General features: G+C 61.3%; 15 protein-coding genes. 8 read left to right on the top strand and 7 right to left on the bottom strand.

All coding sequences use genetic code 11. From position 1 onward, the window contains the following. The first annotated feature begins 11 nt into the window (after positions 1-11). Positions 12-845, top strand: a complete 834-nt coding sequence (locus RGV59_RS14155; protein ID WP_046490483.1) for a hypothetical protein — start codon at positions 12-14, stop codon at positions 843-845. 123 nt (positions 846-968) lie between these two features. On the opposite strand, the gene punC is transcribed toward RGV59_RS14155, so the two are convergent. Beyond that, the gene (punC, locus tag RGV59_RS14150; protein ID WP_017848869.1) at positions 969-2153 is read right to left on the bottom strand and encodes a purine nucleoside transporter PunC; all 1185 of its coding nucleotides are present in this window, start codon (positions 2151-2153) and stop codon (positions 969-971) included. 122 nt (positions 2154-2275) lie between these two features. On the opposite strand from punC, the gene punR reads away from it, so the two are divergent. Then, entirely contained in the window at positions 2276-3190 is a 915-nt protein-coding gene (gene punR, locus RGV59_RS14145) for a DNA-binding transcriptional activator PunR (RefSeq protein ID WP_126585878.1), read from the top strand. A gap of 118 nt (positions 3191-3308) precedes the next feature. Here the strand turns inward: punR and RGV59_RS14140 are convergent, their stop codons facing one another. Continuing rightward, on the bottom strand, positions 3309-4478 hold the full coding sequence (locus RGV59_RS14140; RefSeq protein WP_017848871.1) for an aspartate aminotransferase family protein: 1170 nt from the start codon (positions 4476-4478) through the stop codon (positions 3309-3311). Positions 4479-4581: 103 nt separating this feature from the next. On the opposite strand from RGV59_RS14140, the gene RGV59_RS14135 reads away from it, so the two are divergent. Then, complete coding sequence (locus RGV59_RS14135; RefSeq protein WP_126585877.1) at positions 4582-5487, top strand: LysR family transcriptional regulator; 906 nt, start codon at positions 4582-4584, stop codon at positions 5485-5487. Here RGV59_RS14135 and RGV59_RS14130 read toward each other — a convergent pair. Together RGV59_RS14130 and fabV are read right to left on the bottom strand one after the other, a co-directional pair. Beyond that, the gene (locus RGV59_RS14130; RefSeq protein WP_126585876.1) at positions 5484-6107 is read right to left on the bottom strand and encodes an HAD family hydrolase; all 624 of its coding nucleotides are present in this window, start codon (positions 6105-6107) and stop codon (positions 5484-5486) included. The two genes, RGV59_RS14135 and RGV59_RS14130, sit on opposite strands and share 4 nt — an antisense overlap. A gap of 176 nt (positions 6108-6283) precedes the next feature. After that, the gene (fabV, locus tag RGV59_RS14125) at positions 6284-7477 is read right to left on the bottom strand and encodes an enoyl-ACP reductase FabV (protein ID WP_017848874.1); all 1194 of its coding nucleotides are present in this window, start codon (positions 7475-7477) and stop codon (positions 6284-6286) included. A gap of 320 nt (positions 7478-7797) precedes the next feature. Here fabV and RGV59_RS14120 point away from each other — a divergent pair, with 320 nt between their 5' ends. The 4 genes from RGV59_RS14120 to RGV59_RS14105 all read left to right on the top strand — a co-directional run bounded on the left by RGV59_RS14120 (position 7798) and on the right by RGV59_RS14105 (position 10960). Then, positions 7798-8622: an aspartyl/asparaginyl beta-hydroxylase domain-containing protein gene (locus RGV59_RS14120; RefSeq protein WP_046490472.1), complete on the top strand. Its 825-nt coding sequence runs from the start codon at positions 7798-7800 to the stop codon at positions 8620-8622. Positions 8623-8771: 149 nt separating this feature from the next. Beyond that, on the top strand, positions 8772-10145 hold the full coding sequence (ppnN, locus tag RGV59_RS14115; RefSeq protein ID WP_046490470.1) for a nucleotide 5'-monophosphate nucleosidase PpnN: 1374 nt from the start codon (positions 8772-8774) through the stop codon (positions 10143-10145). A gap of 165 nt (positions 10146-10310) precedes the next feature. Next, positions 10311-10568, top strand: a complete 258-nt coding sequence (locus RGV59_RS14110) for an AbrB/MazE/SpoVT family DNA-binding domain-containing protein (RefSeq protein WP_026140263.1) — start codon at positions 10311-10313, stop codon at positions 10566-10568. Beyond that, positions 10565-10960, top strand: coding sequence for a PIN domain-containing protein (locus RGV59_RS14105; protein WP_057003768.1), 396 nt, complete (start codon positions 10565-10567; stop codon positions 10958-10960). The genes RGV59_RS14110 and RGV59_RS14105 overlap by 4 nt, the downstream gene beginning before the upstream one ends. A gap of 7 nt (positions 10961-10967) precedes the next feature. On the opposite strand, the gene RGV59_RS14100 is transcribed toward RGV59_RS14105, so the two are convergent. Together RGV59_RS14100 and RGV59_RS14095 are read right to left on the bottom strand one after the other, a co-directional pair. Beyond that, positions 10968-11297, bottom strand: a complete 330-nt coding sequence (locus RGV59_RS14100) for a YXWGXW repeat-containing protein (RefSeq protein WP_032804869.1) — start codon at positions 11295-11297, stop codon at positions 10968-10970. Positions 11298-11473: 176 nt separating this feature from the next. Continuing rightward, on the bottom strand, positions 11474-12370 hold the full coding sequence (locus RGV59_RS14095) for a LysR family transcriptional regulator (protein ID WP_126585875.1): 897 nt from the start codon (positions 12368-12370) through the stop codon (positions 11474-11476). A 99-nt stretch (positions 12371-12469) separates the two neighbouring features. Here RGV59_RS14095 and RGV59_RS14090 point away from each other — a divergent pair, with 99 nt between their 5' ends. Next, entirely contained in the window at positions 12470-13141 is a 672-nt protein-coding gene (locus RGV59_RS14090) for an NADPH-dependent F420 reductase (protein WP_017848881.1), read from the top strand. Positions 13142-13225: 84 nt separating this feature from the next. Here RGV59_RS14090 and mqo read toward each other — a convergent pair whose 3' ends face one another. Continuing rightward, positions 13226-14872: a malate dehydrogenase (quinone) gene (mqo, locus tag RGV59_RS14085; protein ID WP_126585874.1), complete on the bottom strand. Its 1647-nt coding sequence runs from the start codon at positions 14870-14872 to the stop codon at positions 13226-13228. Positions 14873-15038: the final 166 nt, after the last annotated feature.

Genomic DNA, 15038 nt, shown 5'->3' with positions numbered 1-15038 from the left:
GACCTAAAACAATGAAAAAGGCATTACAGGGCGCAACCGTTGCATTGACCCTCCTCGGCGGCGGGGAGGCTGTCGCGCTGGAATGGAAGAACAACAGCGTAGGATTTCGCTACGGCCAGCAATTCACCAACCCGAACAACCCCGACGCATTCAGCAAGCGCATCTACAGCGTCACCCACGCCAGTGGCTACCAGTACGGCAGCAACTTTCTGAACCTCGATGTGTTTTTGTCCGACAGCCGCGACCCGCGCAAGGGCACCGACCACGGCGGCAGTGAGGTGTATGCGGTATACCGACACCAGTTGTATGCCTCTCGCGTTTTCGATACGCCGTTGGGCACCGGGCTGATCAAGGACTACGCCCTGACCCTGGGCTTCGATGCCAACCGCAACAACAACTTTGCCTCGGCGAAAAAACGCGCGCTGGTGCTCGGCCCGACCTTGAAGTTCAACACCGTCGGCGTGCTGGACCTGAGCCTGATGTATTACAAAGAACGCAATCACAGCGGGATTCCCGGCGCGAAAGAGTCGGACCATACCTTCGACGACACCTATATGCTCAACCTGACGTGGATGCGTCCGTTCGAGATCGGCAGCCACGCGGCCAAGTTCCAGGGGTTTATCAACCATGTCGGCAACAAGGGCGAGGACTTCCACGGCCGCGATACCGCAGCGGAAACGCTGATGCGTAGCGCGCTGATGGTCGCGGTGCGACCCGGCAAGCGCGTAACGCCGAACCTGTACCTCGGAGTGGGCTACGAGTACTGGCATAACAAGTTCGGTGTGGACGGCGGTCGGGGCAGTCGCACGTCGACACCCACGCTGAATATGGAAGTGACGTTCTAGGATCTACCGCTCAAGACACTGAAAAAGCCGCAATCAAGTGTGGGGGTTGGCTTGCCTGCGATCGCATCGGCTCGGTAAACCTGATGCAGCGCAACGCAGGCAATCCAGCACCCACCCGTCAGATCAAGCATTCGCCAACTGCGAATCATCGGTTTTCGGCCGCGCCAACCAGTAACCCAGCACCGCCAGCGGCGCGGTCGCCAGCATCACGATCACGGTGATCAGCAGCGGTTGCTCTAGCATCGACGACACCAACAGGCTGCTGAGAAAACACAGGCCCAGTTGCAGGGTGTTTTGCAGCGCCGCTGCCTTGCCGGAGTTTTCCGCAAACGGCATCAGCGCATTCGCCACCACGATGGGATAACTGGCGCCGTTGACCAGCGCCATCAGGCAGAACGGAATCAACAAGGTGGTCAGGGTCGGCACGCTCAAGGTGGCGACTAGGTACAACGCCAGCATACTGATGCAGTAGGCCACCAGCAGCCAGGGCAACAGCGTCTTGCCCTGGAAACGCTGCAACGCGCTGCGGCAGCTGTAGCCTCCGATCAGGAACGCGAGGGTCGGCAGCACATAACTCAGGCCAATGTCATTCGGGCTGTAACCCATATCGCCGAGGATGAACGGCGAGGCGGTCAACCAGGCGAAGAAACTGGCGGAGCAGGCAGCAAAGATCATGACGTTGCCGGTGAACACGCGGGAGCCGAGCAATTGTCCATAACCGAGGCGCGTCGGTTCGCCTTCCTCCGCCAGCCGTTTCGGCGCCGTGCGCAGGAACAGAGTCGGCAGCAGCAACAGCAGCGACACGCCCAGCAACACCGCGAAAATCGCCTGCCAGCCGAAGTGATTCAGCACCATGGCCCCCAACAGCGGCGCCAGGGCCGGCGACAACGACATCAGCGGCATGATGCTGGCGAACACGCGGTGAGCCTTGTCGGCCGGGTAGCGGTCAATCACCAGTGCCTGCCAACTCACGGCGGCGGAACACACGCCAATCGCCTGGATAAAACGCAGTGCCAGCAGCTGCGTGGCGGTCTCGACCCAGAACATGCCGACGCAACCCAGCACGAACAGGCTCAGGCCCGTGAGCAGGATCGGTTTGCGCCCCAGTCGGTCAGACAACGGCCCCCACAACAACTGCCCCACGGCAAAGCCCGCGAGGAAAATACTCAAGCTGGCGCCCACCGCGCCCGCGCCGATATGTAATTGCTCGCCCATGGCGCCGAACGCCGGCAAGTACATGTCCATGGCGAGATAACCGAGCATGCTCAGCCCCGCCAGGTACCAGGTGAAACCAAAAGAATTTTTCATTGAAGCCTTGTTGAACCTGCCATCAAACTATTTGCTGACTGCTGCCCATTATGAAGCTGGCAGCCTCTCTGTGAAGCGATAATAATTGGACACTTCTATCAATTAATTTGAAGGCAACCGCCATGTGGTCCGAATACTCCCTGGATGTGGTCGATGCCGTCGCACGCCATGGCAGCTTCAGCGCCGCCGCCCAGGAATTGCACCGTGTACCGTCGGCCATCAGCTACACGGTGCGTCAGTTGGAAGAGTGGCTGGCCGTGCCCTTGTTCGTGCGGCGCCATCGCGACGTCGAGCTCACCGCGGCCGGCCGTCTATTTATAGACGAAGCCCGCGGCGTGATGAAAACCATGCTCGGTACACGGCGCCTGTGCCAGCAAGTGGCCAATGGCTGGAGCGGCCAGTTGAAGGTCGCGGTGGACTCCATCGTCAAACCCCAGCGCTGCCGGCAACTGGTGCTGGATTTCTATCGGCAGTTCCCTGACGTGGAATTGCTGCTGGAGTACGAGGTGTACAACGGCGTGTGGGACGCCCTCGCCGATGAGCGCACCGACATCGTGATCGGCGCCACCAGCGCGGTGCCGGTGGCGAGTCACTTCACGTTTCGCGATATGGGCCTGTTGAACTGGTTGTGCGTGGTCAGCGCGAAACACCCGCTGGCGGCGCTGGATGGTTTGCTCAGTGACGATCAACTGCGCCCGTTCGCGTCCCTGTGCATGACCGACACCTCGCGCAACCTGCCCAAGCGCGATACCTGGACCCTGGATAACCAGCGCCGGCTGGTGGTACCGAACTGGGCCTCGGCCATTGACTGCCTGCGCGACGGCCTGTGCGTCGGCATGGCGCCGGCGCATCAGGTGTTGCCGTGGATCGAACGCGGTGAGCTGGTCGCGCTGCAACTGCGCCGGCCGTTCCCGGCCAGCCCGTCATGCGTGGCCTGGGCACAGAACAAACTGTCCCCGGCGATGAGTTGGTTGCTGGACTACCTGGGGGATAGCGAGACGATGAACCAAGAGTGGTTGAATGGGAGTGACCGCTGAAGATCACCGGAATCCCCTGTAGGAGGGGGCTTGCCCCCGATGGCGGTGTGTCAGTTGCAGATTGCTCGACTAATACACCGCCATCGGGGGCAAGCACCCTCCCACAGGGGATCTCATTTCAATCCAGCAAGCGGGTGATGGCCCGCACGATCATCTCGACCTCCTTGGCCTCCAGGGTCAGCGGCGGCAGCAGGCGAATCACCTTGCCTCGCGTCACGTTGATCAACAACCCATGTTCCTCGGCGGCGCGCAGGGCCAGCTCGCGACACGGGACTGCCAGCTCGATGCCGATCATCAAGCCCTTGCCGCGAATCGACAGGACCTGCGGGTGCTCATCCAACTCCACCCGTAAGCGGGCCAACAAGCGCTCGCCCTGTTGCGCGGCGTTCTGCAGCAGGCCTTGCTCTTCAATGATCTCCAGCACGGTGCAACCCACCCGGCAGGCCAATGGGTTGCCGCCGAACGTGCTGCCGTGGCTGCCCGGAGTGAACAAGTCGGCCGCCACGTTCCTGGCCAGGCAGGCACCGATGGGCACGCCGTTGCCGAGGCCTTTGGCCAGGGTCATCACGTCCGGCACGATGCCCTCGTGTTGGAAGGCAAACCAGGCGCCGGTGCGGCCGATGCCGGTCTGGATTTCATCGAGCATCATCAGCCAGCCGTGGCGCGTGCAATGAGCGCGCAGGGCTTTCAGGTAACCCGGCGGCGCCACTTGCACCCCGCTTTCGCCCTGGATCGGTTCCAGCAAGACCGCTGCGATGCGCGTGCCGAACGTTTGCGTGATCGCCTCCAGCGCCGCCAGGTCGCCGAAGCCGACCTTGAGAAAATCCCCCGGCAAGCGCTGGAACCCCAAGCGTACCGAAGGCCCGTCGCTGGCCGCCATGGTGCCCAGCGTGCGGCCGTGGAAGGCGTTTTCCATCACCACCACCAACGGCGCCTCGATGCCTTTTTTCCAGCCGTGCAGCCGCGCCAGTTTTAGCGCGGTCTCGTTGGCTTCGGCGCCGGAGTTGTTGAAAAACGCACGATCGAGGCCCGACAGTTGGGTCAGACGCTGGGCCAAGCGTTGTTGCCAATCGATGCTGTAGAGGTTGGAGGTGTGCAACAGCAACCCGGCTTGTTCGCTGATGGCTGTCACCAGTTTCGGATGGGAGTGTCCGACGTTGGTCACGGCCACGCCTGCCACGGCGTCCAGGTATTCGCGCCCCTGCTGGTCCCACAGGCGCGTGCCCAGGCCACGCGCAAAGCTCAAGGCCAAGGGTTGGTAAGTGGTCATCAGGCAAGCGGCGGTCATGGTGGCAAGCTCCAGTGCTGGGTTGGGATGGGTCCAGTATCGTTAGCCACCCAAGCTGGATAAACTGTGCTTTCCTGCAATGACTTTAAACCAGGGCTTGATAATGGATCTGTTCCAGGCGATGTCGGTGTATGTGAAAGTGGTCGAGACCGGCAGCATGACCGCCGCGGCCCATGCCAGTGGGATGTCGACCACCATGGTCGGCAACCATTTGCGCGCCCTGGAGCAACGCCTGGGGGTCAGCCTGCTCAAGCGCACCACGCGCAAGCAAAGCCTCACGGAATTCGGCGGGCAGTATTACCAGCGCTGCCTGGAAGTGCTGGGGCTGGTGGCCGACTCCGAGCAATTGGCCGAACAGGCCCACAGCGACGTGCCCAAGGGCACCCTGCGCATCACCGCCCCGCCCGCCTTCGGCACCGAACGCCTGGCGCCGGCCTTGAGCGAATTTTCCCAACGTTACCCGCTGATCAAGCTGTACGTGGTGCTCAGCAATCAACGCATGGACCTGGTCGACGGCGGCTTCGACGTGGCCATCCGCCTGGGCGAGTTGGAACCCTCAAGCCTGATCGCCCGGCCCCTGCAGGACTACACCATCACCCTGTGCGCCGCGCCGGATTACCTGGCGCGACGCGGCACGCCGCAAACGCCCGAGGATCTGCAACAACACGACTGCCTGGCCTTCGCCTACCCATCCGGCGACGATTGGCGTAACGCCGACAAACTGTGGCGCATGAGCGACGCGGACGGCGAAGTGGAGATTCCGGTGTCCGGCTCGCTGACCATCAACAGCTCGCAAGCCCTGCGCCAGGCGGCGGTGCAAGGCATGGGCATCGTCATGCTGCCCGATGCCCTGGTGCAGCCCGACCTGCACAGCGGGAAGCTGGTGGCCTTGCTGACCGCCTATCAACTGCCCCGCCGCCCCATGCATTTGCTGTACGGCCAGGATCGTTACCGCCTGCCTAAACTGCGGGCGTTCGTGGATTTTGCCCTGGAGAAATGGGCGCGCTAAAAGCCCACGCCCAATTCACGCAGACGCTCAGCGGTGCGCTCGGCGCAAACGTGGTGAATGCCTTGCCAGCCCAGGGCGATAGCCGCGTCGATATTGCCCGCGACGTCATCGATGAACACCACTTCGGCAGGCTGGATATCCGGCAGATGAGCACGCACCTGGTCGAGGCTGGCGTGATAGATCGCGGCATCGGGCTTGATCAGCTTCAACTCGCCGGAGACCACGATATCGCGAAAACACTGCAGGAACGGGTAGTTGGCCCGCGCATAGGGGAACGTCTCGGCCGACCAATTGGTGAGCCCGAACAGCGGCACGTCGGCCTGATGCAGCGCCTTGAGAATGGCCACGCCCTCGGGCAACGGCCCGTGCAACATTTCATGCCAGCGGTCGTAGTAGGCCGTGATCAAGGGTTCGTGCTGGGGATATTGCGCGACCAGGCTGCGCGTCGCCTCGGCCAGGGTGCGACCGGCGTCTTGCTCGGTGTTCCAGGCCTGGGTGCAGATGTTGTCGAGGAACCATTGCCGCTCCTCATCATCGGCGATCAGCTGGCGGTACAGGTGCTGCGGGCTCCAATCGAACAGGACACCGCCAAAATCAAAAACGACTGCACGAATCGTCATCAGATCCTCCGTTAGCGTGAGTTGATAGCGGATGGAGTCTGGCAGATCGCAATGGCTTTACACACAACGAATGTGGGAACGGGCTTGCTCGCGATGGCGGTTTGTCAGTGCCGGAGGTTTCGGCTGACCCACTGCAATCGCGGGCAAGCCCGCTCCCACATGTTTTTCGAGCGTGTTTAGGCTTGGACCAGACCGTTGATCTTCACGGTCGGATTCACATCAGCCTCGTAGTCCACGCCGTCGATCTCAAAGCCGAACAAGCGCAGGAACTCAGCCTTGTAGCCGGCAAAATCGCTGATCTCGTTGACGTTGTCGTCGGTGACCTGATTCCACAGCGCAGCCACGGCGTCCTGGACTTTCGGTTGCAGCTCGGCCAGGTCGGCACGCAGGCGGCCGTCGGCGTCGAGCTTCGGCTCGCGGCCGTACAGGCTGTCCTTGAACAGGCCATAGACCTGCTCGATGCAACCTTCGTGGGTGCCCTGCTCTTTCATCACTTTGAACAGCAACGACAGGTACAGCGGCATGATCGGGATCGCCGAGCTGGCCTGGGTGACCACAGCCTTGAGCACCGACACGCGGGCGTCGCCCTTCAGTGCGGCCAGGTTGTTGCGCAGGGTCAGGACTTTCTTGTCCAGGTCCTTCTTGGCTTCGCCGATGGAGCCGTTCCAGTAGATATCCTGGGTCAGCTTCTCGCCGAGGTAGGTGAACGCCGTGGTCTTGGCGCCTTCGGCCAGCACGTCCGCTTCACGCAGGGCGTCGATCCACAGTTGCCAGTCTTCGCCGCCCATGACTTTCACGGTGCCGTCGATTTCTTCCTGGGTGGCCGGCTCAAGGGTGGTGTCGACGACAACGCCCTTGTCGGTGTTGATCCCGCGCAGGGTCACGGCCTTGCCGATCGGCTTGAGCGTGGAGTTGTGCACCACGCCCTGCGGGTCGGTGCGGCGTGGCGCGGCCAGGCTGTAGACCACCAGGTCGATCTTGCCCAGGTCTTTCTTGATGGTCTCGATGGTCAGGCGCTTGATCTCGTCAGAGAACGCGTCGCCGTTGATGCTCTTGGCGTACAGGCCTTTTTCGACGGCAAACTTCTCGAACGCGGCGCTGTTGTACCAGCCAGCGGAGCTCAGCTTGCCTTCTTCGCCTTCTTTCTCAAAAAACACGCCTAGGGTATCGGCGCCGCAGCCAAACGCAGCACTGATGCGCGCGGCCAGGCCGTAACCGGTGGAAGCACCGAGGACCAGCACCTTTTTCGGGCCGCCTTCGATGACGCCGTGTTGGGTGACGTAGTCGATCTGTTCCTTGACGTTCGCTTCACAGCCAACAGGGTGAGCGGTCACACAGATAAAGCCACGAACCCGCGGTTTGATGATCATAAAATTTCTGCCTCTTCCAAGGTGCCGAAGGCCAATGGTGGCCATTCAACGTAATCGTACCGGTCTATGACGTCCAAAAAACCGAAGCGTCACGATAGTCGCAAATCTTCTGTTTACAAAATCCAATCCAAAACGCGCCGCGCAAGCCGCGCCGAGGGTTAAAAACTGTGTCAGCTCTTCACAATTTCGTAATATTTAAAACGCCCATCGACCTGAGAACGCCTTATCATGACGAGGTTGTTTCAATATGTTTCGCAACCCCACCACTCGCAGCCACGCATATAGACCTGTCGAATGGCGTCCAGCTGGAGCTGAGTTTCATGAGTCAATCTGCGTTACGCAAAAAAGCCGTGTCGTTCGCCTGGGCATTCGGCATCCTGCTGATTATTTACCTCTTTCCCCTGACCACCGTGGTGTTCCTCGGCCTCGTGCTGGTCTGCGGTATTTATGATTTCCTGCGTAACGGCCTGTATGACCGCGACACCTTCAAGAAATACTTCATCGGCAGCGGCCGCAATACCTGGCTGCTGGCACCGTTCAACACCCTGTTCGACCTGCTGAGCAGCCGCAACCGCCACGTCTACACGATGCGCGACCTGCCGCCCGCCTGGCGTGAAGACCTGCAACAGGTGATCGACGACGCCATGGCCCACAAGGATGAAATCATCGGCTACCTGGACGAACGCATGGCCGAGAAGAAACGCGGCATGCTGTTTTTCCAATGGTACGGCCGGCCGATCGAAACCACCCTGGACATCCCGGAACTGCGCAAGAAATTGCCGTTCGTGAAGACCATCGGCGTGTCGGTGTTCAACGAAAACCGTTCGACCTCCTTCCACTTCGGCCCCCTGCGCATGATGTTCCGGGTGCTCTATAACATGGCGCCGGCGCCCCACCACGAGGGCGTTTACATCCAGGTGGGCAAGCACAAGCATTACTGGCACGATGACCCACTGTTTATCTTCGATGACACGCTGATGCATGCGTCCTTCAACAAGAACGATGCCAAGCGCTACTGCCTGTTCATTGATATCGTGCGGCCGACCGCGTTGCCCGCCGTCCTCAATGCCGTGATCACAGGGTTTGCCGGCCTGGTGTTCACGCTGCGTCGGGTTTTCTACAAAAACTGGAAGCTGATCCAGTAGGTTCTGCGGCATGATGGGGCTGGACAGTATTTGCGTAGCGCCTGCGGGCCAGCGAAAATAGCCGTCTCGTGCGACCGTATCCGGCGCCCATTCTTCTCAAGCCATCGCCCCCATGACGGGCGCGGTGGCTGTGCTTTCAAGGAATCAGAATGCCCCAACGTCAAGTCATCAATGCCTCCGTCAGCCCCAAGGGCAGCCTCGAAACACTCTCCCAGCGTGAAGTCCAGCAACTGAGCGAAGCCGGCTCCGGCAGCATCTATACCCTGTTCCGCCAGTGCGCCCTGGCCATCCTCAACACCGGCGCGCACATCGACAACGCCAAGACCATCCTCGACGCCTATAAAGACTTTGAAGTGCGTATCCACCAGCAGGATCGCGGCGTGCGCCTGGAACTGCTGAACGCCCCGGCCGACGCCTTCGTCGATGGCGAAATGATCGCCAGTACCCGCGAAATGCTGTTCAGCGCCCTGCGCGACATCGTCTACACCGAGAACGAACTGGACAGCCAGCGCATCGACCTGAGCAACTCCCAGGGCATCACCGACTACGTGTTCCACCTGTTGCGCAACGCGCGCACGCTGCGCCCGGGTGTCGAGCCGAAGATCGTGGTGTGCTGGGGCGGGCACTCGATCAACACCGAAGAATACAAATACACCAAGAAAGTCGGCCACGAACTGGGCCTGCGCAGCCTCGACGTCTGCACCGGTTGCGGCCCCGGCGTGATGAAAGGCCCGATGAAGGGCGCGACCATTTCCCACGCCAAGCAACGCATCAACGGCGGGCGCTACCTGGGCCTGACCGAGCCGGGCATCATCGCTGCGGAAGCACCGAACCCGATCGTCAATGAGCTGGTGATCCTGCCGGACATCGAGAAGCGCCTGGAAGCCTTCGTGCGCGTCGGCCACGGCATCATCATCTTCCCGGGCGGCGCCGGCACGGCGGAAGAGTTCCTCTACCTGCTGGGCATCCTGATGCACCCGGACAACCGCGGCCTGCCGTTCCCGGTCATCCTCACCGGGCCAAAGCACGCCGCACCGTACCTGCAACAGTTGCACGCATTCGTCGGCGCCACCCTCGGCGAGGCCGCGCAGGCGCACTACCAGATCATCATCGACGATCCGGCCGAAGTGGCCCGCCAGATGACCGCCGGGCTCAAGGCCGTCAAGCAGTTCCGCCGCGAGCGTAACGATGCGTTCCACTTCAACTGGCTGTTGAAGATCGACGAAGGCTTCCAGCGCCCGTTCGACCCGACCCACGAAAACATGGCCAGCCTGCAACTGAGCCACGCGCTGCCACCCCATGAACTCGCGGCCAACCTGCGTCGCGCGTTCTCGGGGATTGTGGCGGGCAACGTCAAGGACAAGGGCATTCGCCTGATCGAGCAGAACGGCCCTTACCAGATCCATGGCGACCCGGCCATCATGAAGCCGCTGGATGAACTGCTGCAGGCGTTCGTCGCCCAGCACCGCATGAAGTTGCCGGGTGGCGCGGCATATGTGCCGTGCTACCGCGTGGTGCAATAAGTCAGCACACATGCTGTAGCGCTTTAACCTTGTGTTCAGGCTTGTCGGCGGGAGACGTCGGGCTATCGTTTTTACGAAGCCCGACTGACCCACACCGAGGAGCGACCTATGGACCAACGGATCTTGTTCTCCCAGACGCCTTACCCTAAGGTAAGGAGCATCACGATGGAGACCTTCAATATGGCGACCGCCACGCTGACTTCAAAAGGACAAATCACCATCCCCGTCCAGGTCAGGACAGCCCTGGGCCTGGAAACGGGAGACCGGGTTGAATTCGTCGAAATGGAAGACGGCAAATTTTCCATTATTGCCGCGAGCAAAACCGTTCACGACCTCAAGGGGCTGATCCGCAAGCCTGCCCAGGCCATTTCCATCGAGGACATGAACCGCGCGATTGCGGCACAGGGAGCGAAAGCCCGATGATCGGCCTGGATACCAATGTGCTGGTACGCTATGTCACCCAGGATGATCCGGTCCAATCCGCCAAGGCATCCGAGCTGATCGAATCCCTCACCACCCTGTCGCCAGGCTTTGTCAGCCTGGTGTCGGTGGTGGAGTTGGTATGGGTGCTACAAAGTTGCTACCAGTCAGCCAAGAGCGATGTGGTGGCGGTGCTGGAAACGCTGCTGCGAACCCGTGAATTGATCGTCGAGCATGCCGAGATCATCTGGCAGGCACTCCGGCGGTTTTCGGCGAACAAAGCCGATTTCGCCGACTGTTTGATAGCGCGCTGCGCCCACGCAGCCGGCTGCGAGTACACCGCCACCTTTGACCTCGATGCGGCCAAGGCTGCGGGCATGAAGCGACTGGCCTGAGCGGGGTTCAGCGAACCCAGCCACCATGCTGCCAGTGGTAACCGTCATTTCGTTGCACCCAATGCGGATGCACATAACGGTAGCCCTCGCGCACCGGCTCCCAATGGCCGTGTACCGCCACATAACGTCCACCGTCCCAACGCCAGTACCCGCGTGACCATACATAACCTTCACGCACCGCCGGCTCGACTTCGATCACTTGCATCGGCGGCGGTTGTGGCGCGACCACTTCGACGTACTCACGTTGCACCGGTCGCCGCTCATGCACGACACGCTCTTGCACACACCCGGACGCCGCGACGACCATAGCCGCCAATGCTGCATAACGTAGCAACATACAAACCCCTCGGGCGCTAACGCCCCACACCTGCCTCAGTAAAAAATGCCCCCTTGTTCCAGCCGCGCTCCTGCAAGGCCTGGGTACTTTTTAACAGGTGGTGTCTGTCGGGTTGCTGAACCTGCCGACAGTGCATCCCGAGGAACAGACGGAAGGCCGGGTCGCGATTTGAACGCTCAAACCGGGCCAAAGCGCTCCAGCACAGCCTCGACAAAACGCCGCAACTTGGCGGTACGCTGACGGTTGGCGGTGTAGACCAAATGCATGGGCCGGCTCGGCGCGTCAAAGTCCGGCAGCACTCGCACCAACTCGCCCCAGGCCAGGGCCGGGCGCAGAAAATCTTCCGGGCCGAGCACAATGCCAAACCCATCCAGCGCGGCCGACATCAACGCCCTGCTTTCGTTGATCTGCAAACGGCTGGCAACCTGCACGGTGTGCGGGACCGAGCCCTGGTAGAACACCCATTCGCGATCCGCCGGACGTGACCAGAAGGCGTAGCCCAGGCATTCATGCTGTTGAAGGTCCGCCGGCCACAGCGGTGTGCCTCGTGCCGCCAGGTAGGCCGGCGCCGCACAGACCACCAGACGGTACGGCGCCAATGGCCTGGCGGTCAGCCCAGTGATCGCCGGGGGGCCAATGCGGAAGGCGGCTTCGTAGCCTTCCTCCACCAGGTCGACGAAACGATCGGTGAGGTGCAGGTCGATGTTCACATCGGGGTTGTCACGCAAAAACGCGGTCACCAAGGGCATCAGGCTGTAGGAGCCGAAGGTCACCGGGGCGGTGATTTTCAGCGTGCCGCGTGGGGTGTCATTCATGATCTGCGCCAGGGAATCGGCGGCCTCAGCCTCCGTCAGGATGTGTTTGCAGCGCTCGTAGTACGCGCTACCCAACTCCGTCAGGCTTTGTCGGCGCGTGGTGCGATTGAGCAAGCGCGCGCCCAGGCGCTGCTCCAGCGCCGTGACATGCTTGGCCACCATCTGCGCCGACATATTCAAACGCTCGGCGGCTCGCGCATACGAGCCCAACTCGGCGGCGACCACAAAGGCATTCATGCTCGAAAGACGGTCCATCATTCTCAACTCCCAGTAACGACACCCACGCCAATACGCTCGTTTATCACCCAGTGATTGTTAATCATCATAACCGCTCCCCTACTTTGCAGGAGCAAGGCCATGAAGATTGGCGTGATTGGAGCAGGTTTCATCGGACGCGCGGTGGCCCAACTGGCGCTGGCGGCCGGTCACGAAGTGATGTTGAGCAACTCCCGCGGCCCGCAGTCCATGAGCAGCGTACTCAGCGGCATCTGGGGCGTTAAAGTGGGCAGCGCGCAAGACGCAGCCAGATTTGGCGACGTGGTCCTCGTGGCGATCCCCCTGGAACATTACCGCAGCGTGCCCGCGCAGTGGCTGGAAGGCAAAACAGTGATGGACGCCAACAATTACTACCCCGAGCGCGACGGGCATATCCCTGAGTTGGACCGTTTTGAAACTACCACCAGCCGGCTGCTCGCCGAGCATTTGCCGCATTCCCATGTGGTGAAAGTATTCAACGCAATCTTTGCACCGGACCTGACGCGGGACGCCCGCCCTCACGGCGCACCCGACCGCCGCGCACTGCCGGTGGCGGCGGATGACGCCGCGGCGAAAGCGCAAGTGATCCAGTTACTCGACGAACTCGGTTTCGACGCCGTGGATGCCGGTGGGCTGGATGAAAGCTGGCGCTTCGAGCGGGCCAAACCGGCCTATTGCGTTGTGCTGGACCGAGCCGGCTTGACGGCGGCGCTGGCGGCAGCCGAACGAACGGTTGAACTGCCTGCGGTGGAACGCACCCACCCCCGCGCATAAACACGCGCCCACAAAAAGCCCGCTGAGCGTTATCGGCTCAGCGGGCTTTTTTTGATCGATCGGCCCCAGTCTCAGGGCCTGGTCTTACAGCGCCAGATCAGACGCCGGTTTGCTCGGCTCAACCGCAGGCTTGGCAGCCTCGGTGGCCTTGGGAGCGGTCATCTGCGGAATCGCTGGTGGTGGAGTCAGTTGCAGGATACCGGCGGTGTAGGCCCATTCCTTGGCAACAGCCTCAGGACTGTCGTTCAGCTTGGTGCCGTAGCTTGGCACGATCTGATGCAGTTTTTCCTGCCAGGCCGGGGTCGCCACCTTGTCCTTGAACACTTTCTGCAGCACGGTCAGCATGATCGGTGCCGCGGTCGACGCGCCTGGCGATGCACCCAACAGGCCGGCGATGGTGTTGTCGGCGGAGCTGACCACTTCGGTGCCGAGTTTCAGCACGCCGCCCTGCTCTTCGTCACGCTTGATGATCTGCACACGCTGGCCGGCTTGCCACAGGCGCCAGTCGGACTGCTTGGCGTTCGGGAAGTACTCTTGCAGCGCCTTGAAGCGGTCGTCATCCGACAGCATCAGTTGCCCGGCGAGGTACTCGACCAGCGGGTATTCGCGAATACCGACTTTGGTCATCGGCCAGATGTTGTGGGTGGTGGTGCTGGTCAGCAGGTCCAGGTACGAGCCTTCTTTCAGGAACTTGGTGGAGAAGGTCGCGAACGGGCCAAACAGAATCACGCGCTTGCCATCCAGCACGCGGGTGTCCAGGTGCGGCACCGACATCGGCGGCGCGCCCACCGAAGCTTTACCGTAGGCCTTGGCCAGGTGCTGCTCGGCGATGGTTGGGTTATCGGTCACCAGGAACGAACCACCCACCGGGAAGCCCGCGTATTCCTTGGCTTCAGGAATGCCCGACTTTTGCAGCAGGTGCAGGGCACCGCCGCCGGCACCGATGAACACGAACTTGGCATCGGTTTCGGTCTTGCTGCCATCTTTCAGGTTTTTGTAGCTGACACGCCACGAACCGTCGGCGTTCTTGGTGATGTCCTGCACTTCGCTCGACAGTTTCAGGTCGAACTTAGGCGTGGTTTGCAGGTGAGCGACGAACTGGCGGGTGATCTCGCCGAAGTTCATGTCCGTACCCAGCGGGCTCCAGGTGGCCGCGATTTTCTGGTTCGGGTCACGCCCTTCCATCATCAGCGGAACCCACTTGGCGATCTGCGCCGGGTCTTCGGAATACTGCATGCCAGCGAACAGCGGGCTCGCTTGCAAGGCTTCGTAACGCTTTTTCAGGAACTTGATGTTGTCATCGCCCCACACAAAGCTCATGTGCGGAGTGGAGTTGATGAACGAACGCGGGTTCTTCAGCACGCCCTGCTGGACCTGCCAGGACCAGAACTGGCGGGAGATCTGGAACGCTTCGTTGATTTCGACCGCTTTCGGGATCTCAACGTTGCCGTTCTTGTCTTCCGGGGTGTAGTTCAGCTCGGCGAGGGCCGAGTGACCGGTACCGGCGTTGTTCCAGCCGTTGGAGCTTTCTTCGGCGACGCCGTCGAGGCGCTCGACCATTTCCATCGACCAGCCCGGCTCCAGCTCGTTGAGCCAGACACCCAGGGTCGCACTCATGATGCCGCCGCCGATCAGCAGCACATCGACTTTCTTTGCCTCTTCCGCATGAACGGACGTGATCCCCATCGACAAAGCCAGCCCCAGCAGGGCCGTGTTTACTTTCTTAAACATCAGTAGCACCTATGATAAAACGCCATCCGCCCCACCGCCCCTGAGCCCGGGCAACCCTCGATCACGCGGCGTCAGGCAACGCAGCGCCGGGTTTGCACATTCACTCAAGGACCGCAGGGTGGGCACACAAGGCCGACGTATCGACCTCACTTTTATGTCCCTTCTG

It is taken from the genome of Pseudomonas sp. FG1 (genome assembly GCF_034313875.1).
Taxonomy (GTDB): domain Bacteria; phylum Pseudomonadota; class Gammaproteobacteria; order Pseudomonadales; family Pseudomonadaceae; genus Aquipseudomonas; species Aquipseudomonas veronii.
This window is presented reverse-complemented; position numbering and strand designations above follow the sequence as displayed.

What these genes read in the sequence shown, in the direction of transcription:
- RGV59_RS14130 (WP_126585876.1), bottom strand. Translation starts at nt 6,107, where the DNA reads ATGACGATTCGTGCAGTCGTTTTTGATTTTGGCGGTGTCCTGTTCGAT.
- RGV59_RS14120 (WP_046490472.1), top strand. Translation starts at nt 7,798, where the DNA reads ATGAGTCAATCTGCGTTACGCAAAAAAGCCGTGTCGTTCGCCTGGGCA.
- ppnN (WP_046490470.1), top strand. Translation starts at nt 8,772, where the DNA reads ATGCCCCAACGTCAAGTCATCAATGCCTCCGTCAGCCCCAAGGGCAGC.
- RGV59_RS14090 (WP_017848881.1), top strand. Translation starts at nt 12,470, where the DNA reads ATGAAGATTGGCGTGATTGGAGCAGGTTTCATCGGACGCGCGGTGGCC.
- RGV59_RS14140 (WP_017848871.1), bottom strand. Translation starts at nt 4,478, where the DNA reads ATGACCGCCGCTTGCCTGATGACCACTTACCAACCCTTGGCCTTGAGC.
- punR (WP_126585878.1), top strand. Translation starts at nt 2,276, where the DNA reads ATGTGGTCCGAATACTCCCTGGATGTGGTCGATGCCGTCGCACGCCAT.
- RGV59_RS14105 (WP_057003768.1), top strand. Translation starts at nt 10,565, where the DNA reads ATGATCGGCCTGGATACCAATGTGCTGGTACGCTATGTCACCCAGGAT.
- fabV (WP_017848874.1), bottom strand. Translation starts at nt 7,477, where the DNA reads ATGATCATCAAACCGCGGGTTCGTGGCTTTATCTGTGTGACCGCTCAC.
- RGV59_RS14155 (WP_046490483.1), top strand. Translation starts at nt 12, where the DNA reads ATGAAAAAGGCATTACAGGGCGCAACCGTTGCATTGACCCTCCTCGGC.
- RGV59_RS14135 (WP_126585877.1), top strand. Translation starts at nt 4,582, where the DNA reads ATGGATCTGTTCCAGGCGATGTCGGTGTATGTGAAAGTGGTCGAGACC.
- RGV59_RS14095 (WP_126585875.1), bottom strand. Translation starts at nt 12,370, where the DNA reads ATGATGGACCGTCTTTCGAGCATGAATGCCTTTGTGGTCGCCGCCGAG.
- mqo (WP_126585874.1), bottom strand. Translation starts at nt 14,872, where the DNA reads ATGTTTAAGAAAGTAAACACGGCCCTGCTGGGGCTGGCTTTGTCGATG.
- RGV59_RS14110 (WP_026140263.1), top strand. Translation starts at nt 10,311, where the DNA reads ATGGAGACCTTCAATATGGCGACCGCCACGCTGACTTCAAAAGGACAA.
- RGV59_RS14100 (WP_032804869.1), bottom strand. Translation starts at nt 11,297, where the DNA reads ATGTTGCTACGTTATGCAGCATTGGCGGCTATGGTCGTCGCGGCGTCC.
- punC (WP_017848869.1), bottom strand. Translation starts at nt 2,153, where the DNA reads ATGAAAAATTCTTTTGGTTTCACCTGGTACCTGGCGGGGCTGAGCATG.